General features: G+C 48.5%; 22 protein-coding genes. 16 read left to right on the top strand and 6 right to left on the bottom strand.

Features of this window, described 5'->3' with window-relative positions; translation table 11 throughout:
• Positions 1 to 125 precede the first annotated feature (125 nt).
• Positions 126 to 1,046: a quinate 5-dehydrogenase gene (locus tag DEH07_07595; protein HBY04389.1), complete on the top strand. Its 921-nt coding sequence runs from the start codon at positions 126 to 128 to the stop codon at positions 1,044 to 1,046.
• Between the two features lie 12 nt (positions 1,047 to 1,058).
• Here the strand turns inward: DEH07_07595 and DEH07_07590 are convergent, their stop codons facing one another.
• Positions 1,059 to 2,009 carry a GDP-mannose 4,6-dehydratase gene (locus tag DEH07_07590; protein HBY04388.1) on the bottom strand — a complete coding sequence of 317 codons (951 nt, stop codon included), beginning with the start codon at positions 2,007 to 2,009 and terminating at the stop codon, positions 1,059 to 1,061.
• A 20-nt stretch (positions 2,010 to 2,029) separates the two neighbouring features.
• Complete coding sequence (gene galE / locus DEH07_07585) at positions 2,030 to 3,016, bottom strand: UDP-glucose 4-epimerase GalE (GenBank protein ID HBY04387.1); 987 nt, start codon at positions 3,014 to 3,016, stop codon at positions 2,030 to 2,032.
• Between the two features lie 168 nt (positions 3,017 to 3,184).
• Here galE and DEH07_07580 point away from each other — a divergent pair, with 168 nt between their 5' ends.
• Positions 3,185 to 3,481, top strand: a complete 297-nt coding sequence (locus DEH07_07580; GenBank protein HBY04386.1) for an AbrB family transcriptional regulator — start codon at positions 3,185 to 3,187, stop codon at positions 3,479 to 3,481.
• Complete coding sequence (locus tag DEH07_07575) at positions 3,481 to 3,888, top strand: DNA-binding protein (protein HBY04385.1); 408 nt, start codon at positions 3,481 to 3,483, stop codon at positions 3,886 to 3,888. The genes DEH07_07580 and DEH07_07575 overlap by 1 nt, the downstream gene beginning before the upstream one ends.
• Positions 3,889 to 3,961: 73 nt before the next feature.
• On the opposite strand, the gene DEH07_07570 is transcribed toward DEH07_07575, so the two are convergent.
• Positions 3,962 to 4,144, bottom strand: a complete 183-nt coding sequence (locus DEH07_07570; protein ID HBY04384.1) for a hypothetical protein — start codon at positions 4,142 to 4,144, stop codon at positions 3,962 to 3,964.
• Here DEH07_07570 and DEH07_07565 point away from each other — a divergent pair.
• The 9 genes from DEH07_07565 (at position 4,070) to DEH07_07525 (ending at position 11,713) form a co-directional block, all read left to right on the top strand.
• Positions 4,070 to 4,606 (top strand): translation initiation factor IF-3, encoded by a 537-nt coding sequence (locus DEH07_07565; GenBank protein ID HBY04383.1) that lies wholly within the window; start codon positions 4,070 to 4,072, stop codon positions 4,604 to 4,606. The genes DEH07_07570 and DEH07_07565 overlap by 75 nt on opposite strands.
• A 16-nt stretch (positions 4,607 to 4,622) precedes the next feature.
• On the top strand, positions 4,623 to 4,817 hold the full coding sequence (locus DEH07_07560; GenBank protein ID HBY04382.1) for a 50S ribosomal protein L35: 195 nt from the start codon (positions 4,623 to 4,625) through the stop codon (positions 4,815 to 4,817).
• 29 nt (positions 4,818 to 4,846) lie between these two features.
• Entirely contained in the window at positions 4,847 to 5,206 is a 360-nt protein-coding gene (locus DEH07_07555; GenBank protein HBY04381.1) for a 50S ribosomal protein L20, read from the top strand.
• Between the two features lie 99 nt (positions 5,207 to 5,305).
• Entirely contained in the window at positions 5,306 to 5,950 is a 645-nt protein-coding gene (locus DEH07_07550) for a potassium uptake system protein (protein HBY04380.1), read from the top strand.
• A gap of 6 nt (positions 5,951 to 5,956) precedes the next feature.
• Positions 5,957 to 6,751, top strand: a complete 795-nt coding sequence (locus DEH07_07545; GenBank protein HBY04379.1) for an RNA methyltransferase — start codon at positions 5,957 to 5,959, stop codon at positions 6,749 to 6,751.
• Between the two features lie 379 nt (positions 6,752 to 7,130).
• Entirely contained in the window at positions 7,131 to 8,153 is a 1,023-nt protein-coding gene (locus DEH07_07540) for a phenylalanine--tRNA ligase subunit alpha (GenBank protein ID HBY04378.1), read from the top strand.
• 36 nt (positions 8,154 to 8,189) lie between these two features.
• Positions 8,190 to 10,607: a phenylalanine--tRNA ligase subunit beta gene (locus tag DEH07_07535; GenBank protein ID HBY04377.1), complete on the top strand. Its 2,418-nt coding sequence runs from the start codon at positions 8,190 to 8,192 to the stop codon at positions 10,605 to 10,607.
• A gap of 150 nt (positions 10,608 to 10,757) precedes the next feature.
• On the top strand, positions 10,758 to 11,009 hold the full coding sequence (locus tag DEH07_07530) for a cell division protein ZapA (GenBank protein HBY04376.1): 252 nt from the start codon (positions 10,758 to 10,760) through the stop codon (positions 11,007 to 11,009).
• Positions 11,010 to 11,122: 113 nt separating this feature from the next.
• On the top strand, positions 11,123 to 11,713 hold the full coding sequence (locus DEH07_07525; GenBank protein HBY04375.1) for a DNA-3-methyladenine glycosylase: 591 nt from the start codon (positions 11,123 to 11,125) through the stop codon (positions 11,711 to 11,713).
• 38 nt (positions 11,714 to 11,751) lie between these two features.
• Here the strand turns inward: DEH07_07525 and DEH07_07520 are convergent, their stop codons facing one another.
• The gene (locus tag DEH07_07520; protein ID HBY04374.1) at positions 11,752 to 12,450 is read right to left on the bottom strand and encodes a hypothetical protein; all 699 of its coding nucleotides are present in this window, start codon (positions 12,448 to 12,450) and stop codon (positions 11,752 to 11,754) included.
• Between the two features lie 175 nt (positions 12,451 to 12,625).
• Here DEH07_07520 and DEH07_07515 point away from each other — a divergent pair, with 175 nt between their 5' ends.
• The 4 genes from DEH07_07515 to DEH07_07500 are packed head-to-tail and all read left to right on the top strand — an operon-like array spanning position 12,626 to position 18,452.
• Positions 12,626 to 15,172 (top strand): peptidase U32, encoded by a 2,547-nt coding sequence (locus tag DEH07_07515; protein HBY04373.1) that lies wholly within the window; start codon positions 12,626 to 12,628, stop codon positions 15,170 to 15,172.
• Positions 15,173 to 15,180: 8 nt separating this feature from the next.
• Entirely contained in the window at positions 15,181 to 17,646 is a 2,466-nt protein-coding gene (locus DEH07_07510; GenBank protein HBY04372.1) for an endonuclease MutS2, read from the top strand.
• Between the two features lie 11 nt (positions 17,647 to 17,657).
• Positions 17,658 to 17,897, top strand: coding sequence for a hypothetical protein (locus DEH07_07505; GenBank protein ID HBY04371.1), 240 nt, complete (start codon positions 17,658 to 17,660; stop codon positions 17,895 to 17,897).
• A gap of 42 nt (positions 17,898 to 17,939) precedes the next feature.
• Positions 17,940 to 18,452 carry a hypothetical protein gene (locus DEH07_07500; GenBank protein ID HBY04370.1) on the top strand — a complete coding sequence of 171 codons (513 nt, stop codon included), beginning with the start codon at positions 17,940 to 17,942 and terminating at the stop codon, positions 18,450 to 18,452.
• Between the two features lie 274 nt (positions 18,453 to 18,726).
• Here DEH07_07500 and DEH07_07495 read toward each other — a convergent pair whose 3' ends face one another.
• Together DEH07_07495 and DEH07_07490 are read right to left on the bottom strand one after the other, a co-directional pair.
• Positions 18,727 to 19,509: a nciI gene (locus DEH07_07495; GenBank protein ID HBY04369.1), complete on the bottom strand. Its 783-nt coding sequence runs from the start codon at positions 19,507 to 19,509 to the stop codon at positions 18,727 to 18,729.
• A gap of 4 nt (positions 19,510 to 19,513) precedes the next feature.
• On the bottom strand, positions 19,514 to 20,464 hold the full coding sequence (locus DEH07_07490) for a DNA methyltransferase (protein HBY04368.1): 951 nt from the start codon (positions 20,462 to 20,464) through the stop codon (positions 19,514 to 19,516).
• Positions 20,465 to 20,769 lie beyond the last annotated feature (305 nt).

Below are 20,769 nucleotides of genomic sequence, written 5' to 3'. Positions count from 1 at the left end.
TATTGTAGCTATCATATAGAATGGCTGGTTGAATGTCAACCGAAGGGTTATTTTTCGTGTGAATCTTGCAAATTCTAAGTTTTCCAGCTAAAATGATAAAAAATAGCAGAAATGGAGCTTTTGCTTTGAAGAAAGTAGTCAGTGTAAGCCTCGGTTCATCTACAAGGGACCACAAAGTACAGGTGGAATTACTGGGGGAACAGTTCGAAATCAGCCGGCTGGGAACAGACGGTGATTTGGAGAAGGCAATCAATGTCCTAAAAAGCTTGGACGGTAAAGTAGACGCAATCGGCCTGGGAGGAATCGACATTTACCTTTACGCCGGCAAAAAACGCTATGCCATAAAGGATGCCTTGAAGCTCGTCAGGGCTGTTAAGGAAACTCCGGTTGTAGACGGAAGCGGCCTTAAAAACACTCTTGAGCGTCAAACAATAGCTTACCTGAAAGAAAACACCGATCTCCTTCCTGACGGGGCGCCGGTCCTGATGGTCAGCGGTGTGGACCGTTTCGGCATGGCAGAAGCGCTTGTAGAAGCCGGCTGCAATGTAACCTTTGGAGACCTGATTTTTGCCCTGGGCATCCCATGCCCAATCCGGTCCCTGTCGAGCCTGGTAATACTTGCCCGCATCCTTCTGCCAATCATTGTCAGAATGCCCTTTAAAATGCTCTATCCCACGGGAACAAAGCAGGAAGGCGCCAATGAAGACAAAGTAAAGAAATACAGCAGCTATTACCAGAACGCAAGAGTTATCGCAGGAGATTTTCACTTCATCAGGCGCTACCTTCCGGCGCTTACCGGTCAGGTAATTATAACGAATACTACCACACCTAAAGATGTGGAATTCTTAACCCAAAAGGGCGCCGGTTACCTGATTACCTCGACTCCCGAGTTTGAAGGGCGTTCATTTGGCACAAACGTAATTGAAGGTGTGCTGGTATCGATTCTAAAAAAACCCTGGGACCAGATAAAGCCGGATGAATATACAAAACTTCTCGAAGAACTGCATTTTACGCCTCGCTTTAATAAATTGCAGCAAGGCGCCTAGGTAATAAAACGGTTAGGCAAGCTGTCTATGATATTTTATTGTTATTTCAAGACTTTTTTCTAGTGTATACTGTTGAATAAAATTAAAGGCGTTAATCTTATTTATATCTGCCTGACTTCTAAGGGGATCCCCTTGTCTGGGTTCAGTGCGGATAGGTTTAATACCCCCCGTATTCTTTTCTAGAAGTTCGCTTAAAATATTAGCTAACGAATTTATGGTCGTAGTTTTTCCAGAACCAACATTCACTGACCCCGTAATATCATTTGAAACGGTTAAGATATTAGCCGTTACTACATCTTTTACAAAGATAAAATCCCTTGTCTGTTCTCCATCACCATAGATTACAGGGCTTTCTTTAGCTAACAGCTTTCTAATAAATATAGGTATTACCGCTGCATACTGTGATTCCGGGTCCTGGCGCGGGCCGTAAACATTAAAATAACGCAGGGAAACTGTAGACAGGCCGTAAATTTCTGAAAATATTTTACAGTAATATTCACCTGTTATTTTGGATACCGCATAAGGGGATAAGGGTTGCGGAGTATATTCCTCTCTTAAGGGCATATTCGGGTTATTTCCATAAACAGCGGATGAGGAAGCGTAACCAACCTTTTTAGCTTTATTATCACGGGCTGCTGTTAGTACGTTTAGAGTACCCTTTATATTTACCTCATTAGTTGTTAAAGGGTCTGATATGCTTTTGGGTACCGATGTTACAGCGGCTTCATGGAAGATATAATCGGCGCCCTGGAAGGTTGACTGAAGAAGCGGCAGATCAGTTATACTGCCGTTGACAAACCGGACGTGTTTGTTGGTCAGAAATGGTTCTATATTCTCAAGCTTACCGGTAGAAAGATCGTCTATAATTATTGCCTCGTTATCCCTATATAACTCTTCAACTATATGAGATCCGATAAAGCCGGCTCCGCCGGTAATAACAACTCTTTTATTTTTAATTGTCATTTGCTCACCCCCAATTTATTTTATATCTCATAGCCCCCGGGATGCGCTTTATGCCACTTCCAGGCAGTTTCAATTATTGTGCGCAGGTCGTTCAGGTAAGGTTTCCAGTTCAGCTCCTTTTTAATCTTCTCTGAACTGGCCACCAAAACTGCAGGGTCTCCCGGGCGCCTTTCTATTATCTTTTTATTTAATTCTCTTCCTATAACCCCCTCGGTTGTATGGATTACTTTCTGAACAGAGTACCCCAAACCGTTTCCCAGATTGTATGTATTGGTTTTTGCGCCATTGGCGAGAGCTTCGACAGCCAGGATATGGGCAGCAGCCAGATCAGTCACGTGAATGTAATCCCTGATGCAGGTTCCGTCCGGAGTAGGGTAGTCGCTGCCGAAAATCTTTATATCCGGCGCTAAGCAGAGAGCGGCTTTTAACACCAGGGGGATCAGATGTGTTTCAGGGTTATGGTCCTCTCCCAGTTCACCTTCAGGATCGGCGCCCGCAGCGTTAAAATAGCGCAGTGAAATGCACCTTAATCCATAGGCCTGGCTGTACCAGTTCATTGCGCCTTCCAGGGCAAGCTTTGTGGCCCCGTATGTATTGGTTGGTACGGTTGGATTATCTTCAAGAATCGGAATCACGGCCGGCTCGCCGTAAACAGCGGCAGTCGAAGAAAAGACAATGCTTTCTACTTTAGCATCGCGCATTGCGTCTAAAATGCTTAAGCCGTTAACCAGGTTGTTCCGGTAATATTCCGCAGGTTTTACCATCGATTCGCCAACCAGGCTGCTGGCGGCGAAGTGTACAATTGCCTCAATTTTTTCCGATTTTAACAGTTCTGTAAGAAACTTTTTGTTACCGATGTCGCCATGTATAAATTTTGCTTTTAAAACAGCCTTCCGGCGCCCCTTGCTCAGGTTGTCCAGAACTATTACATGGTGGTTATTCTTGATTAGTTCCTTTACGGTATGGCTGCCGATATAACCGGCGCCTCCGGTGACCAGTATATTCATCTTTTTTTATAGATATCCTTCCGTTTTTTTGCAAGTATCTTTAGTATTACATTTACTTTCTTTTTTTGTGTTGGAAATTCCTTCTTGAATTTTGTGAAGCTTAGATGATTATATGTCATTGACAAATATCGGACAATAAGATATTCTGATGATCAGAGGTGATTGTTCGTGAATGCTGAAACCATAAAAGTTGGAAAAAGGGGAGCAGTAGTAATTCCTGCCGGCTTGCGCAAGGAATACAGTCTGGAAGAAGGGACTCTGTTGATTGCGGAACCGCGGCCGGAGGGCATTCTTTTGCGTCCTGGGGTGGCTCTGTCTGTTGAAATTTATACACCGGAGAGAAAGGCGCAGTTTTTATTAAATAATGCTTTAACTGCGGAAGACTACGCATGGGCGGTATCCGAGGTAAAAAAGCTTGGTTTGGACCCGGAAAATATACCGCATGAAAGGTCCGGCAATATTTAATGAACCGGTTGTTTTTGGACGCCAACGTATTGTTTTCCATAGCCTACGGGAGTCCCAGCCTGGAAGTGTTCCGGAAGATGAGCAGACAGAAACAGTGCAGATTACTGGCATCCGCCTATGTAATTGAAGAAGCTATACGTAACCTTTCCAGCCCTGGGCAGTTCAAACGGCTTAAAGATTTGTTGGCGGAAGTGGAGATAGTTCCGGATGCCGACCCGAAAATGCCCTGTCCGGCAATCCTGCCGGAAAAAGATCGCCCCGTGCTTCTAGCTGCTGTGCAAGCACGCTCCACGCATTTAATCACTGGGGATCTACAGTACTTTAGCGCCTATCGAGGTCAAATTATCCAGGGTGTCCTTATTTGTACGCCCAGGGATTATTTGCAGATCATACGTGGTAGTAGTTGACGCTTCTATAATTTATATATATAATTTAAGAAATGTAAAAATAATGCGAAGCAGAAGCCGTCCGCTTCTCACCTTAAAGCGCCTTCCGGCTGTAAATAAGGTAAAGAATATTTCTTAGCGAGGAAGCGGGACAGGTATTGCCGCTTTTATTTTTTATTAAAATCTCCAGGAGGTTGTAAATATTATCAAAGACTTCCGTGTCAATGAAGAGATCAAAGTAAAAGAAGTAAGAATGGTGGACTCGGACGGCAATCAATTGGGGATCATGTCCCTGGCCAGCGCCCTGCGCCTGGCCGAGGAAAAAGAGAAGGACTTGGTCGAGATTGCGCCGCAGGCAAAACCGCCGGTGTGCCGCTTAATGGACTACGGTAAGTACAAGTACGAACAGAGCAAAAGAGAAAAGGAAGCCCGCAAAAAGCAGCACATTGTCAGCATCAAGGAGATAAAATTAAGACCTGGAATCGAGGAGCATGACTTTCTGGTCAAGGCAAATAATGTGGCCCGCTTCTTGAAAGACGGAGATAAAGTTAAAGCCACAATCATGTTCCGGGGGCGTGAAATTGTCCACCCCCGCCTGGGACAGAATATTTTAGACCGCCTGGCCGAACATGTCAAGGAGCACTCCACGATAGAAAGACATGCCAGGCTGGAAGGCAAAAATATGATTATGATCCTGGCGCCGAAACAAGAAATCAAGCAGGAATCAAAACAGCAGTAGAAAAGAGGTATTCATCTTGCCAAAAATCAAAAGTCACCGGGGCGCGGCAAAACGTATAAAAAGAACCGCCTCGGGTAAGTTCAAGGCTTTTCATGCTTTTCGCAGTCACCTTCTGGGATACAAGAGTTCCCACCGTAAAAGAAGGCTGCGCAAATCAATTCTGGTCAGCCCCGTGGATATAAGAAAAGCACGCCGGCTGTTGCCATCCTAAAAAAAGAATCTACGGGAGGGGTTTTATAAATGCCACGGGCGAACAGCAGTGTTATATCCCATATGAGGCATAAAAAAGTCTTAAAACTTGCCAAGGGATACCGGGGTTCAAAAAGTAAATTATTCAGGGTAGCAAAGGAACAGGTTATGAAGTCCCTGTCCTATGCATACCGGGACCGCAAGGTCAGAGCCAGAAACTTCCGCCGTTTATGGATCGCGCGCATTAATGCCGCGGCAAGGATAAACGGCCTGTCATACAGCAAGTTTATCAACGGTTTGCATAAGGCGGGAGTGGAAATAAACAGAAAGATGCTGGCCGATCTGGCGGTCAACGATGCAAAGGCTTTCGACCAGCTTGTCGAAGTAGCTAAATCCAATCTTGGAGCATAAAAACAGACATCCGGCAAAAAGATATACAAGACAAATCAGCGCTGACGGTTAAAGTCGGCGCACTGTTTTGTAAAGGTGGAAAAGGTTGGGGATTAAGACATGAAGCAATTTGCCGTAATTGGCCTGGGCCGGTTCGGGGCAAGTGTCGCCAGGACACTTGCAAAAATGGGGCACGAAGTTCTGGCGGTGGATGACGACGAGGAAATAGTCAATAGCGTTGCTGAAGAAGTTGCCTATGTAGCACAGGCTAACGTACTGGATGAACGGGCGCTCAAATCATTGGGGCTTCGTAATTTTGACACGGTAATCGTTGCTATCGGGCATGAGGTTAAAGCAAGCATTCTGGTTACGGTAATGCTTAAGGAAATGGGCGTTGGCAAAATAGTTGCCAAGGCTAACGACGAACTTCACGGCAGGGTGCTCCAAAAGGTCGGGGCTGATTTAGTGGTCTTTCCTGAGCGCGAGATGGGCATAAGAGTTGCCCATTCCCTGGTATCCCGCAATATTATCGACCAGATCCACCTCTCGCCGGAATACAGTATCGCTGAAATGGTTGCCCCGTCCAGTTTTATCGGCAAATCACTGATGGAGTCCGCCATGCGCCAGAAACATGGCATTACCGTAATAGCCATCCGCCGCGGCGATGATCTCATTATTTCTCCTGACGCAAACCAGGTTGTCCAAAAAGGGGACATACTGCTGGTTATCGGCAGCGACGCCAAACTGGAAAGAATCGGGGGATAACTTTCAATGCCAGTCAGCAGCCTGCAGAACCCCCTGGTTAAATATATCAGCCGCCTTTATCGCCCCCGTTTTGGAAAGAAAGAGGGCAGGTTCATCATCGAAGGCAGCCTGATGATCAGTGAGGCTCTCCATTACAACTGGCCGGTGGAACAGATAGTCTGCACACCTGCCTGGCAGGAAAGTAACCGGGGAAGGTTGGTTCAGGAGCCGGCGAATGCCGCCGGTATTGAACTCATCCAGGTAAGTCAGGAGGTTTTCAAAAAACTTTCCGCAACTAAAACCCCCCAGGGGGTTTTAGCCGTTCTTAGGCGCAAAGAAAAAGAGCTGGATCAGCTGGCTTCCGAAAACCCTACGCTGGTTGTCCTCGTCGACAGGGTGCAGGATCCTGGCAATGTCGGCACAATTATTCGGAGCGCCGACGCCGCCGGAGCGCAGGGCGTAATTCTGCTCAAAGGAACAGCAGACCTTTACAACCCGAAGACTTTAAGGGCAACTATGGGTTCCTTTTTTCATATTCCCGTAATTGAAGTTGAATCAATTGGCGAAGCGCAGCGTTTTACAAAGACAGCCGGCCTGCAGTTAGTCGCGGGATCACCGTATGCAAAGCAGACTGTTATCTCCTGCGACCTCAAGACGCCCACAGTTATAGCTGTGGGAAGCGAGTCGGGCGGCTGCTCCGAAGAACTGTTGAACATCTGTGATTTCGTAGTAAATATTCCCATGCCGGGACATGCGGAGTCCTTAAACGCGGCGGTTGCTGTGTCGATAATACTTTATGAAGCAGTTCGCCAGCGTTTTTGATCACCTTAATTTGTTGTTTTAGAAAATTGCTTGTGATATAATTGGCCCGTAGGTTAACAAAAAAAGACATCTTGAGGTCCCCAAAAATTATGGAAGGGTCGTGAACTTATGTTATTTCCCGCCGAGTTTTTTTGGAGGCTTTTCGTAGCAACCGGTTCTGTTAAAGCCTATATCCTTTACAGGAGGTACGCATTGCATTAAATATATTGATGTGTAACATATGCTTAAATGAAGTATGCCCGCCTGCCCGGAGAAATATTTCCAATATTTCCAAGCTGCATAAACTATTATATTTTAACTGAGAATGGCTTTAAAATAGTCCCTAGTGGATGTTTTTTTATTTTTGGACTAATCTTCATAAAAAGGGTGACGAAATGTTTTGGAAGAGAAATTACAAAAGATTGCTGCTGAAGCTGTAAACCTGCTGTCTTCGTCTCAAGATCTTGAGGAGATCGAAAAGATTCGCGTCCGTTTTCTGGGCAGAAAGGGAGAACTTACCCAGGTGCTTCGGGGTATGGGGGCGCTTGATGAAAAAGACAGGCCGCGCATCGGACAGCTGGCCAACGAAATAAGGGCAAGGATAGAGGAAGAGTTAACCGAACGGACGGCATTGGTCAAAGAGAAAACAATCCGCTCCCGTTTACTGGAAGAGGCCCTCGATATAAGCCTGCCGGGAACGGCGCCGGCGCACGGCAGAATTCACCCCATTACCAGGGTTAGGCGCCAGATAGAAGATATTTTCCTTGGCCTCGGATTTGAGATTGCCGAAGGTCCTGAAATCGAGCTTGACTATTATAATTTTGAAGCCCTCAATTTTCCCAAAGACCATCCGGCCAGAGACATGCAGGATACTTTCTTTATCGGAGAGGAATTCCTGCTGCGCACGCATACTTCACCCGTTCAGGTACGGACCATGGAGCGGACCGCCCCTGCTATCCCGGTTAAGATAATTTCGCCGGGCAAGGTCTACAGGCGGGATGACGACGCCACCCATTCGCCCATGTTCCAGCAGGTGGAAGGACTGCTAATTGATACAAGAATTACTTTTGGCGACCTGAAGGGAATTCTGGGGCTCTTTGCCAAAGAAATGTTCGGGCCGGCAACGCTGACCCGCTTCAGGGCCAGTTTCTTCCCGTTCACGGAACCAAGCGCAGAAGTTGACATTTCCTGCGTGATGTGCGGCGGTCGTGGATGCAGGGTTTGCTCACAGACAGGCTGGCTGGAAATACTGGGCTGCGGTTCTGTTCACCCCAGAGTGCTGGAGATGTCCGGCTATAACCCCGAGGAAGTCTCCGGTTTTGCTTTCGGCATGGGCGTGGAAAGAGTGGCCATGCTCAAATACGGAATTGACGATATCCGTTTGTTTTACGACAACGATCTTCGTTTTCTCAACCAGTTTTAGTCTCTAAGGGACATAATTAAGGAGGTTTAATGCGTTTTGCGAGTTTCACTTAATTGGCTGAAGGATTTCGTGAATGTAACTGTTTCTCCGCTTGAATTGGCTGAGAGGCTGACTCTGGCAGGTTTGGCTGTTGAAGGCATTGAAAACCCAGGAGAAGGCATCACAAAGGTTTTTACGGGACAAATTTTAAGAATTGAACGGCATCCCAATGCAGACAGGCTTTTAATCTGTGAAATCTCCTTCGGCGACAGCGAGCCTTTGAAAATAGTCACCGGCGCGCCAAATGTGCAGGAAGGGCAAATTGTCCCCGTAGCTCTTGAAGGCGCCACACTGGCAGGCGGTTTGGTCATCAAGCGCGCAAAATTAAGGGGTGTTGAATCCAGGGGGATGCTCTGCTCGGGACAGGAACTCGGTCTGGACGCTAAGTCACTGCCCCCCGAACAGGCTCACGGCGTGATGATCCTGCCTGCAGATACGCCTCCCGGCCTGGACATAAAACCTCTTCTCGGCCTGGACGACACTATTTTAGAGCTTGAACTGACCCCAAACCGCGGCGATTGCTTGTCTATGCTCGGCGCTGCCAGGGAAGTAGCCGCAATTTTAAAACTTCCCTTAAATTATACACCTCCAAAAGTTGAAGAATCACTTCCACCCTGCGCGGATAGGGTAAAAGTTGACATAGAAGAACCGCGCCTGTGCCGCCGCTACGTGGCGCGCCTGATGACCGGTGTCAAGGTGGGGCCGTCCCCGCTGTGGATGCAGAAGCGTTTGCGGGCCGCCGGTGTCCGCCCGATCAGCAATGTTGTCGATGTGACAAACTATGTAATGATGGAATTTGGCCAGCCTCTCCATGCTTTTGACTATGATACCCTGCTTGAAGGCCGGATAGTGGTGCGCAGGGCTGCGGAAAATGAGATCCTTGTTTCTCTGGACGGGATCAACAGGGAACTTACTACCGATATGCTAATTATCGCCGGCGCCAAAAACCCGGTTGCCATTGCGGGAGTTATGGGCGGCCTTGAAACAGAAGTAACTGATCAAACTGCAAACGTCCTTTTGGAATCTGCCTATTTCAACCCTGCCAGCATAAGGCGCACATCCAAAATACTCGGTCTTCGCTCGGACGCCTCACAAAGATTTGAAGGGGGCATCGATCTGGCGGGCTGCCGCAGATCTGCCGACAGGGCCGTACAACTTCTTCAGCAGATTTCCGGTGTTCAGGTACTGGAAGGAGCAGTGGACAATTACCCGGCGCCTGCAGAGCCAAAAATGATCTGCCTGCGCCCGGAAAGGACAAATTTCCTTTTGGGCACTGAAATAACCGGAGAAGAAATAGCAGATATTTTAACACGCCTCCAGTTCGATGTTAAGGATCCCGGCAGCGAACTAATCGTCGGGGCGCCCAGCTGGCGGAGCGACGTCAGCATGGAAGCCGACCTGGTTGAAGAAGTTGCCCGACTCCACGGATACAACCAGATCCCTGGAACTTTGCCAAATGCCCGAACAACGCTTGGCAAACGCACTCCAAACCAGCTGTTTAGGGAGAACATCAAAGATATACTTGCAGGCTGCGGTCTCAATGAGGTAATCACTTACAGCTTCTTTAATCCGGAAACGGCAGACCTTTACAAACTCTCCCCGGAAAGCGCTCTGCGCCGGACCGTCAAATTGCAGAACCCGCTGAGTGAGGAGCAGTCTGTCATGCGCACATGGATAACACCCGGCCTGGTAGAAGCGCTGAAGCGAAATTATAACCGGCAGATAAGATCCGGGGCTGTCTTTGAACTGGGCAGCGTGTTTGTACCGGCCTCACGGCTTCCGGAAGAAAAAACCATGCTTGCCGCAGCCGCCATGGGGGAAACTTCGGGAGGCTGGAACAGGAAAGTTATGCCGCTTGATTATTATTTTTTAAAAGGAGTTCTGGAAACTCTTTTTCAGCAGGTTGGTTTAACAGGCTTTTTCTTTGAAGCCGAATACTCCAATCCCAGTTTTCACCCCGGCCGGACCTCCAAGGTTTTTGCCGGAGAACAGGAACTGGGTATCCTTGGTGAACTGCATCCGGAAGTATTGGAAAAGCTCGATCTTCCCATACGGGTTGTTGTCTTTGAACTTGATCTGGACAAAATTGCCAACCTGGCCGCTACCGTTAGAAAATATCAGCCGCTGCCCCGTTTTCCATCCATGGAAAGGGATATTGCCGTATTGGCGCCCAGAGATGTGCCTGCAGAAAGGATTAGGGAAACTATAGGCCGGTCAGGAGGGCATACGCTGACATCCGTATCATTGTTTGATGTTTATGAGGGAGGACAGATCCAGGCCGGTTACCGGAGCCTTGCCTTTTCTTTGAAATTCCAGGCTGAGGACCGGACACTCACTGACGAAGAAGTGGCGAAATGTATGGATTCTGTCTCCGGAGAACTGGACCGCAAGTATGGGGCACGGCTTCGCACATAAATAGAGAGGTAAGGCGAACATGAGCACATAGACAGTTGGCTTCCCTAATGTAAAGCATTTTCAGAGTAGCTATATAAAAGTTTATCACAATGGCAGGAATTATTTCCCCGGGTGGCGAAAAATAAAAGAAAAGCCGGAAGGTGAAAATATATGGGCGAACCTGTTAACCGTGTCGAGGTTGAAATTTTAGGTGAGACATATATCTTAAAAGGCGATGAAACGCCTGAATACATGGAAATGCTTGCGCAATACGTCAACAAGAAAATGCGGCAGGTCATTGCGCTGAATCCAAAGCTCGGCACGTCCAAGGCGGCTGTTCTGGCGGCGATAAATACCGCCGACGAATTGATGAAAATGCAGAAGGAATATGAGCAGCAGCTTAGGGGAAAGCATAAAAAATAAGACGCCATGACAGAATAGCCATACAGAATAAAATGATTGCTCATGGAACATTTCCATGAGCATTTTGATCAGAAGAAGGCAGAATGGAGAAAAATGCTACGAAAGAAAGAAGAATGGCCTCTGAACAAACTGGCCGCATACTGCCGGTATCCTTTTATGGCAGGGATACCAGGACAGTTGCCCGGGAATTGCTCGGACACATCCTGGTCAGTAATAATTCTGATGGGATGACTTCCGGTATAATAGTAGAAACGGAAGCTTATCTTCAAAACGACCCTGCCTGCCATTCGGCAAAAGGTTTGACAAAACGAAACCGGGCTATGTTCGGCCCCCCGGGCTGCGCCTATATCTACTTTATTTACGGGATGTACTATTGTTTCAACGTAGTGACCAGGGAGCAGGGCATAGGAGAGGCCGTTTTGATCAGAGCGCTGGAACCCTTGGAGGGTATAGAACTTATGAAGGAAAGGCGGGGCAGGAATAAACTGGCCGAACTCTGCAGCGGTCCGGGACGGCTTGTCCAGGCAATGGGAATCGACAAAGGCTGGAATGGCCGGGATTTGACCGAAAATGGACTCTTCATCTGCGCCGCCGATGAGGTCGGGCATAAGATTGTCAGCACAACACGGATTGGTATAAGCGAGGGGAAAGAACTTCCCCTGCGTTTCTATATAGCCGGCAATCCCTTTGTTTCAAAAAGATGAGCACGCTTAGCAATACAGTTAACCTCCCTTAATACAAGTTAACTTTTGTGATAATTGCATTCCAGGTCAACTATCAACGGCAGGTGATCGGAAACCTGCGATTTTACAGTTGCGGCTCCGAGGACTGACCAGTGTCCGGAAACCATGATATTGTCCACAACATAAACGGGTTCATGAGACGGATAGGTAGGGATTGTTAACATGGAAAAGCTCAGAAGGCCATTCAGGCTTTTAAATTCCCCGGCTTCCGGCCCCGTATTGAAATCCCCCGCCAGGATAACAGGTCCCTTCAACGCGTTGACAATCTGCGCAATTTTTTCAACCTGAGTGCGGCGCTCATCACTGCTCAAGCCCAGGTGTGTGCTTAAAAAGTAGAAATCCGGATATTGCCCGATCTTAATCCTGGCGCATAAAAGCGCCCGTCGTTCTTTGACTTTGGAAAGGATAAGGTTATTATGACGGAGGATTCTTGAGCGGGATAAAATCGCATTGCCGTAACGCATAACTATACACCAGCTCTCGGCGCGGCCATACACATACCGCAGCCCGAGCATTTTGGCCAGCCTCTTGGCCTGGTTTGCAAAGCGGCTGCGGGGCATAAACATGTCCACTTCCTGCAGGGCAACCAAATCGGGACTGCTCTTTTTGATCACTGCGGCTGTTTCCGGCAGTGAGATGCCGGAAATCCCTTCACCGTGGTGTATATTATAGGTAAGTACACGGATAATTTTAATCAGATCCTTTTAAAACCATTTTCCTTGAATAAATTAACAAGAGGCAAGCAAGAACCGTCCCTACTTGCCCAATTAACAAGAGGCAAGCAAGAACCGTCCCTACTTGCCTACTTGCTAGGATGGTTATTAATCCGATAATATAATATGCAAAAAATTCTTTTTAGGAGCGCTGATTTTATTGCTCAAAAAACCTGAGCTTCTTGCCCCTGCGGGCGGATGGGAGTCCTTTGTTGCAGCAGTGCAAAACGGATCTGACGCAGTCTACCTGGGCGGCAGGATGTTCAACGCCCGCCGGTCAGCCGTCAATTTTGAAAACCAGGAGATAGCAAGGGCTATAGAATACGCTCATCTGCGGGGTGTGAAGGTATATGTCACCGTAAACATCCTTGTTGCCGACCGGGAAATGGAAGAAGTAGCCGGTTTTCTCCTGTTTCTATACAATGCCGGCGCTGACGCCATAATTGTCCAAGACCTCGGCCTGGCCGCGCTTGCCCGTGAGGTTGTCCCCCGGCTGACCCTTCACGCAAGCACACAGATGACAATCCACAACCTTCCGGGAGTTGAACTTTTATCCACCGCAGGTTTTAAGAGAGTTGTCCTGTCCCGGGAAATGAACCTGTCCGAAATTAGAGAAATCTGCGCCGCCGAAAAGGCAAAGATAGAAGTTTTCATCCATGGCGCTCTTTGTATCAGCTACTCCGGCAGGTGCCTGTTTTCCAGCATGATCGGCGGCCGGAGCGGCAACCGCGGAAGCTGCGCCCAGCCCTGCCGCCTGCCTTATACACTTACTGACGAAAAGGGGAGGGCGCTTGTCCTTGTCGGTCAGGAAAAAGCCGGGGATTATCTTTTAAGCCCGCGCGACCTCAATATGAGCGGGCATATTCCCGACCTTATCGGGGCTGGGATTGACGCCTTCAAGATTGAAGGCAGGATCAAGCGGCCGGAATACGTTGCCGTTGTCACAGGGATTTACAGAAAATTAATCGACAGGGCGGTTTTAAACGGGGACGAAGGTTTTTATGTAACAGCGCAGGAAAACATGGAACTTGCCCAGATCTTCAACCGGGAATTTACCACCGGTTACTTCTACGGCCGCCAGTACAATAAAATGATGAGTTACAAACGTCCGAACAACAGGGGTATCTTTCTGGGTAGGGTGCGCAGTTACGACTGGGAGAAAAAAATGGTGGAAATTCACCTTGAAGATAAGCTTAATAAAGGAGACGGCCTTGGAATCTGGGTCACCGAAGGGGGCAGAAAGGGTTTTGTCGCCGGCGCTTTTTTATTGGACGGAGAGACAGTCAGTGAGGCTCGGCCAGGACAGACAGTAAAGGTCCCCTTCCAGGGAGCGGTAAAGAAGGGCGACAGGGTGTTCAAGACAAATGACGCGGAACTGATTAACCGGGCAAGACTGACCTTCACATCTCCAAAAGAGAATAGAAAGCTTTCTGTAAGCTTTTTTATACGGGCGGGAGCCGGGGAACCGATGGAAGTTACGGTCAGGGATGAAGACGGAAACACAGGTTCCGGATCAACCGTACAGGTAGGACAGACGGCTTCCGAACGGCCCCTGGACGAAACATACCTGCGCCGGCAGATGGACCGACTGGGCAATACTCCGTTTAGCTTAAGTGAGTTGCAGTGCGAAATTAAAGGAAGTGTAATTTATCCCGCCGCTGAGATAAACCAGGCCAGAAGGGAAGCTGTGGTGTCGCTTGAGCGGGCCCGTCTGAACAGTTGGAAGATAGAGCCTGTCGCTGTTGAAGTTTTTCACCGGCGGTTGGCCGGAGTTTTTAAAACCAGCCCGGAAGACAGAAAAAAACAGTTCTTGCAGCACACCCGTCCACTGGTTGCCGTACATGCAGGAGATCTATCCGCCTTAAAGGCAGCGGTCCGCGCAGGAGCGGACCTGGTTTACCTTTCATCCGGAGAATATTCCCCCAGGTCTTCTGTAAACAGGGATGAACTGTTCAGGGGATTTGAATTCTGCCGGAAAAACGGTATTAAATTTGTTTTAGCAACGCCAGCGATTATCCGCAACAGCGAGATGGACGGACTTACCGGGCTGATTGAGGAGGTGGGCAGTTGGCCTGTAGACGGTGTTCTGGCCGGGAACCTCGGGCTGCTGGAGAAAATAAAAGGTCTTGTCCCGGTCTATACCGACTACACCCTGAATGCCTTTAACAGGCTTACTGTTGAGTATCTTTCGCGGCAGGGAGCAGCCCAGGTTTCTCTTTCACCAGAATTGACAATTGAGCAAGTCCGTAGGATAGCCGCCCGGACAGGGTATATGCTGGAAGTCCTTGTGCATGGGAGGGTCGAACTGATGGTTTCGGAATACTGTGCCCCCGGCAGCCTGATCGATGCTGAAAAATGCCTGCCGGGAAAATGCGCTCAACCCTGCAGGAATAGGAAATTTTCTTTAAAGGACAGGCTGGGCGTATTATTCCCCCTTGAAATGGACAGTTCCTGCCGCCTGCATATTTTTAACTCCCATGTTTTATGTCTGGTGGAAAGCATTCCAACACTTGCGGAGGCGGGAATCGGAACCGTACGGATAGACGCCCGCCTGCTTGATCCTTCTTCTGTTGAAGCAGTTGTAAGGGCATACTGCCGGGCAGCCCGTGTAAATGACGGCGCACAGCTGGCCGAAATTAAAAATTCCCTTACCGTACTCCACCCCGGCGGCGTCACTTCTGGACACCTCTTCCGCGGAGTCTTATAATTAAAAGAATGAACATAGAAGAATGGACAAACAAAAAGAACGTCCCTCTGTTTGCTAACAAAAAGAACGTCCCTCTGTTTGCCCTGTTTGCCTCTGTTTGGAGTCTGGTGAAAAAGATAAACGAACGCGTTTTGAAAAGGCTTGAGTATGATAAGGTATTGGAAAATCTGGCGGGTTACTGCGGGACTTCGCTGGGGCGTGAACGCGTGTTAGCCTTGAGGCCTTCGGTTTTGGCGGAGGAAATTAGCAAAGCCCAGGCCGAAACCACAGAAGGAAAGAAGCTTTTGCGCCTTGAGCCTCTGGCGCAGACAGGAGGCTATTCGGATGTACGGCAGCAAGTGGAAAGAGCCGGCCACGGGGCGGTGCTTGAGCCGTCCGACCTGCTCAGCGTCGGACATACCCTGGCCGCCTGCAGGCAGATTAAGGATTTCCTGACAGCGCGGCAGGAAACTTATCCGTTACTGGGTGAGACAGGCGCCAAGCTGGATTACTATAATACTATTGAAAAAAGTATTTTCACATCCATTGACGCCGGAGCCGAGATATCCGATTCGGCGTCCGGCGCTCTGGCGGCGATCAGGCGCAAATTGGCCCGCACACGCAGCTCTGTCAAGGACCAGCTTGAAAAACTTATCCGTTCCGCTGCTTTCCAGAAATATCTGCAGGACCCCATTGTTACAATCAGGGAAGACCGCTATGTCGTCCCGGTTAAGTTGGAATACCGCTCGCAGGTCAGGGGCATCGTCCATGACCAGTCATCAAGCGGCGCCACCGTGTTCATTGAGCCAATGGCGGTCATTGAGGCCAATAACGAAATACGCCGGCTGCAGGCTGAAGAGAAAGAGGAGATTATTAAAATACTGCGCGACCTTTCCAGCCAGGTCGGAGCGGCTGCCGACAGCATCAGGCTGTCTTTGGAAGGTTTGGGACACCTGGAATTCATCATGGCTAAGGCACGCTACAGCAGCGATCTTTATGCCGAAGAACCACTGCCCGGACAAAAACCTGCTTACTTTTCTTTAAAAAAAGCGCGCCATCCGCTGCTGTCCGGGAATGTAACGTCAAACGACCTTTTTTTAGGCAAAGCTTATAACATACTTGTCATCACCGGGCCAAACACAGGCGGGAAGACGGTCGCTCTGAAGACAGCTGGACTGCTTGTCCTGATGGCCCAATCCGGACTCCATATTCCCGCCGGGGAAACGACGGAAGTGGGCATCTTCGAGCAGGTTTTCGTAGATATAGGTGACGAACAGAGTATCGAGCAGAACCTGAGCACTTTCTCATCACATCTGAACAATATCATCCATATCCTGGGGGCTGCAGGCCCTTCAAGCCTTGTCTTGATTGATGAACTGGGCGCCGGCACCGACCCCACAGAAGGAGCGGCTTTAGCCCAGGCAACCCTGGAAAGGCTGATTGATACCGGCGCAAGGGTAATGGTAACAACCCACTTTTCCGAACTGAAAACTTTTGCTCAGGGCAGGACGGGTGTTGAAAACGCTTCTTTAGAATTTGACTCCATGACGCTGCGTCCTACATACAGGCTGTTGACGGGAAAACCCGGACACAGCAACGCTTTCGAAATTGCCCTGCGCCTGGGGATGGAACAAAAGATTGTCGACAGGGCAAGGGAATTTCTGACAAAAGAACAGATTGAAATGGCGGATCTGATCAAGGATCTTGAACGCAGCCGCCAGGATATTGAAGTTGAGCGGGAGGACACAAAGCGGCTGTTGGATCAGGCCCGGGAAACCAGGCTGCGCTGCGAAAAAATGGAGGAGGATCTCCTCTCTCAACGCCGGTCGATGACGGAAAAGGCCCGCGAGGAAGCCGGCCGGATTGTTTTAAAGATGCAGAAAGAGGCGGAAGAGACAATCCGGGAGTTCCGGGAGCAGATGGCCGGGGAATCTAACCGTGATAAAGAAATCGCCATTTCGGAAGTGCGCAGGAAAATACAGGCGATTAAGGCAGGGAGCAGCAGGCAGGCGTCTAAACCTCAAAACCGGGAACAAAGCCAGGAAGGGTTTACAGTAGGCCAGGAAGTATTTGTCCCCATGTTTAATATGCGAGGCCGGATCACTGATGCGGTTGAGGAGGGCAGTGTCCAGGTCCAGGTCGGGGCGGTTAAGCTTTTTCTTCCTCTGAACGAACTTCGCCCCGCAGAAAAAGAAACTGCTCCCGCCGGCCAGGTCCATACCGGAGGCACACTCATGGATAAGGCCGGAGCTATCTCATCCCAGTTGGACCTGCGCGGAAAAAGAGCCGAAGAGGCCCTGCTTGAAGTGGACAAGTACCTGGACGACGCCGGTCTTGCAGGCCTGGCGCGCATATTTTTAATTCACGGCAAGGGAACCGGAGCCCTTCGCATTGCCGTCCAACAGTATTTAAAGGCGGATCCCCGGGTTAAGTCATTCCGGTTTGGGGAACACGGCGAAGGAGGACTGGGGGTTACCGTAGTAGAACTTGCCTAGTGATATATTAATTGTCATATTTTGTGGTACGTTTTGGTATATTTACGCATTTTTTAATAGACAAAAACAAAAGCTCTTCGGCTATTCTTTGGCATCTGTTGAAACATCCTGATGATCAGGACTTTGATTTTCGGCCGCTGTTACACGGCTCGATGCTGAAGAAAGAAGACGATATCGCTTTAGACATTGACGGCGCCATTAACGAGGTTCAGGCCGGTAAAATCACTTTGTGTCTGCGCCATATAGATTGAATTAAAAGCTATATAGCTCAGATAGAAGCAACGGCTCTGCGGATGGCTGCCTCGTACTCCGGCGCTATGAGGATTATCGAGTCAGTTCCTGGCATTAAACAACTTGCGGCGCTTGTCATTCTCTCTGAAATCGGCGCCAACATGTCGGTATTTCACTCTGCCAAGCATCTCTGTTCCTGGGCTGGACTTGCTCCCTGCAATGATCAGAGCGCCGGCAAGAAGAAATCAGTTCGCATCAGTCGAGCCGGCGTTTACATCAAGCCCGTGCTCGTTCAATGCGCCAACAACGCTATTAAGTGCAAGGACTTCCCGCACTATCGCGTCCGCTATGAGGCGATCAAGCTCCGCCGCGGCCACAAGAAGGCGATTATCGCCATCGCTCGCATGATGCTGACGGCAATTTACTGCATGCTTTCAACCGGTGAACTGTTCAATCCGGCACTCTACGAAAAGGCAAAGTGCAAACCCGGCTTTGTGGCTTCGTCAGAAGAGCATGCGGTTAAGTTATTACAGCGCTTGGGGTATTCAGTTGTCAAATTACCTGAATCCGCTTAGACTCTGACCGCTATTGGTTCTCTTTTTGACCTGACCGAACAGGTCTACTTAAACTCGCTTTCGTGGGGAATTACCGATGTTTTTAGTGCGTTAGACCATTTTCAGATTTATTTTTAGAGTTAAAAAGCACTAGAAAATCGAAAGTCGGGCTAGCCATAATTCCTCCTTCGTAAGCACGGTGATAGTGATTGATGAGACGCCCAACGGCTCCGCATAACCGGCTGGCAATGGAGCGCAGCGGAATTGCCGTCCGGTGCAGCGCCTTGTTGGCTGATTATATCTTTTTCACATCGGAATAGAGGCGGTCCCAATTGCCTTGTCGAATTCGAAATTTTGTACCATGGTTGTGGCCTGTTCTTGCGTCAAAATCCACCAGAATTATTCCATCTTCTATCGCCTTAAGAAAATTTTCCAGGGAGAAATTACGCAAAATCATTACCGTATTGTAATGGTAATGTTCACGATCGGCGACTTTCTTCACGTCAGCCTGCACGTAAAAACAATTTAGTAATTTCGTGCCTGCTTTATGGAACAAGTCATCGAAGCCCCAATAAGGCTGCGGATTCAGTTCGGAAAGCCCTACGCGCAACTTAACGGAAGCAAGCCAATCTTGATGCCGTTGATCCACTGATGAAGCGTCAAAAGAAATGAGCACCTTCCTTGTCCTTCTGTCAACAACGACGCAAAAGCCTCTATCGCTGCGCGCCTGGCCATGAATGGTTTGTCTGAAACTCATTTCGGACTCTGGATATAACTCTCCGGCCTGTTCATGTATCCATCCATATTGGGGAAGAAACACGCGAGGCACAAAACGAACGGCACGTGGTGAAGGTTCCATGTGAAAAAGCGTGGTCAATGATGATGAACCTTTTCGCTGGCATTTAAGCTCCCACTCTGCCGCATTCGGTATTGGCAAATTGTTTTCCTGGATCCCAAGCAAGTCTTCGAGTGTGTTGCCAACTCCCCCTGCATTTCCACGTCTCGCGTTGGGTACCCACCCCCTTGCCTTTATTTCGAGAAGTTTGTTGATTAAATCATCTTTCGTGAAAATCTCCATATTCTTACGCCTTTTCTGTTGGGGAACGCCAGAAATCAAGCAGGTATTCAAAAGTGACCCCCATCGTAATATAATTACTGGGCCATCCGAAGATGCCGATTTTATTAACGACATTCGTCCTATCCCAGATGATGATATTTCGTAATTCATAACCCCTTTTTCGTAATTCCTCGATAAGTGAAACGTGAATTGTAATTCTTTGGTTTTCCCACCACATGTCAGGCACATTTATAACGCAATGGGCTTTCGGGCGCAAAAGGGGAAGCAATGACTCAAATATGTCACCCATCGCGTTTGTATAATCCGCTATCGCCATCGTTCCAAGATCGCGTATGTCCTGTGAATACTGTTCAACCTTTCCTAGTTGTTCGTTATTTCTGTCCCTCCTAGATTTATTCTTTCGCTCACGGTTCAGCAGATTGGCATAAGGCGGTGAAGTCCATATGAGACTTATTGTATCATTCGAAATATATTTATGAATATTTCTGGCATCATCTTGAATGGCAAGTTGTTTTGATTTGTTAAAAAGATTCGCCTGCTGTCGCAATCTTTTTTCGCATAAGTCTATGTAGTGTTTCTGCAAGTCAAATCCAACTGCATTCCTGTTCGTATCGCTGGCAGCAACAAGCGTCGTTCCACTTCCAATAAATGGGTCAAGAATCAGCTCGCCTTGATGGGTGAACAACTCAATGACTTTCTTTGAAAGGGCGATCGGAAAAGTGGCAGGATGAAGTGTCTTGTCGCGCACATCCCTTGCTTCGTATAAAAATTGCCAGACTCCGAGCTGTGATTTAAGCCACTCCTTCGCAGTCATACAGTTTATGTGAGATGGTTCGCAACTGCATGATCGTGTGAATCCAATGTCTATCCGCTTGCCGTATTGAGGACTATTTTCTCGGATAACAAAATGGTCATTCGATACTGAGTCGTATTCTGTTTTGTTCTTTTCACTCATAGGGGTTATCATATCCTTCTTTTTCTTTAAATTGGAGGTAATCAGCCATTATTTTATTCCAGCCAACAATAATTAGATGGATCCGCATAAGATGCGGAGTCCTTGCTTTCTGCCCCTATAAGATGCCTTCGGATTTCCTTTCGAAGGTACGATAAAGCCCGTTGCTGCAATGGTTTGCCGCTTCCCAGCCATTTATCCCGGCATGTTATGCGGGTCGGCATAAAAACCTCCTTTTCAAAGTCCGTCCACCGGACTGCGCACGCCCGAAGGTCCGCGGTTTAGCACATGGGTGTACACTTTATGAC

It is taken from the genome of Desulfotomaculum sp. (assembly GCA_003513005.1).
Taxonomy (GTDB): domain Bacteria; phylum Bacillota; class Desulfotomaculia; order Desulfotomaculales; family Nap2-2B; genus 46-80.
Note: the sequence above shows the minus strand (reverse complement) of the source record. Positions and strands in the feature narration are given on the sequence as shown.

Coding starts and splice junctions, on each gene's coding strand:
- DEH07_07525 (HBY04375.1), top strand. CDS start 11,123: ATGGCCTCTGAACAAACTGGCCGCATACTGCCGGTATCCTTTTATGGC.
- DEH07_07575 (HBY04385.1), top strand. CDS start 3,481: ATGAACCGGTTGTTTTTGGACGCCAACGTATTGTTTTCCATAGCCTAC.
- galE (HBY04387.1), bottom strand. CDS start 3,016: ATGAATATACTGGTCACCGGAGGCGCCGGTTATATCGGCAGCCATACC.
- DEH07_07490 (HBY04368.1), bottom strand. CDS start 20,464: ATGAGTGAAAAGAACAAAACAGAATACGACTCAGTATCGAATGACCAT.
- DEH07_07545 (HBY04379.1), top strand. CDS start 5,957: ATGCCAGTCAGCAGCCTGCAGAACCCCCTGGTTAAATATATCAGCCGC.
- DEH07_07550 (HBY04380.1), top strand. CDS start 5,306: ATGAAGCAATTTGCCGTAATTGGCCTGGGCCGGTTCGGGGCAAGTGTC.
- DEH07_07530 (HBY04376.1), top strand. CDS start 10,758: ATGGGCGAACCTGTTAACCGTGTCGAGGTTGAAATTTTAGGTGAGACA.
- DEH07_07555 (HBY04381.1), top strand. CDS start 4,847: ATGCCACGGGCGAACAGCAGTGTTATATCCCATATGAGGCATAAAAAA.
- DEH07_07500 (HBY04370.1), top strand. CDS start 17,940: ATGGCTGCCTCGTACTCCGGCGCTATGAGGATTATCGAGTCAGTTCCT.
- DEH07_07495 (HBY04369.1), bottom strand. CDS start 19,509: ATGGAGATTTTCACGAAAGATGATTTAATCAACAAACTTCTCGAAATA.
- DEH07_07590 (HBY04388.1), bottom strand. CDS start 2,009: ATGACAATTAAAAATAAAAGAGTTGTTATTACCGGCGGAGCCGGCTTT.
- DEH07_07510 (HBY04372.1), top strand. CDS start 15,181: ATGAACATAGAAGAATGGACAAACAAAAAGAACGTCCCTCTGTTTGCT.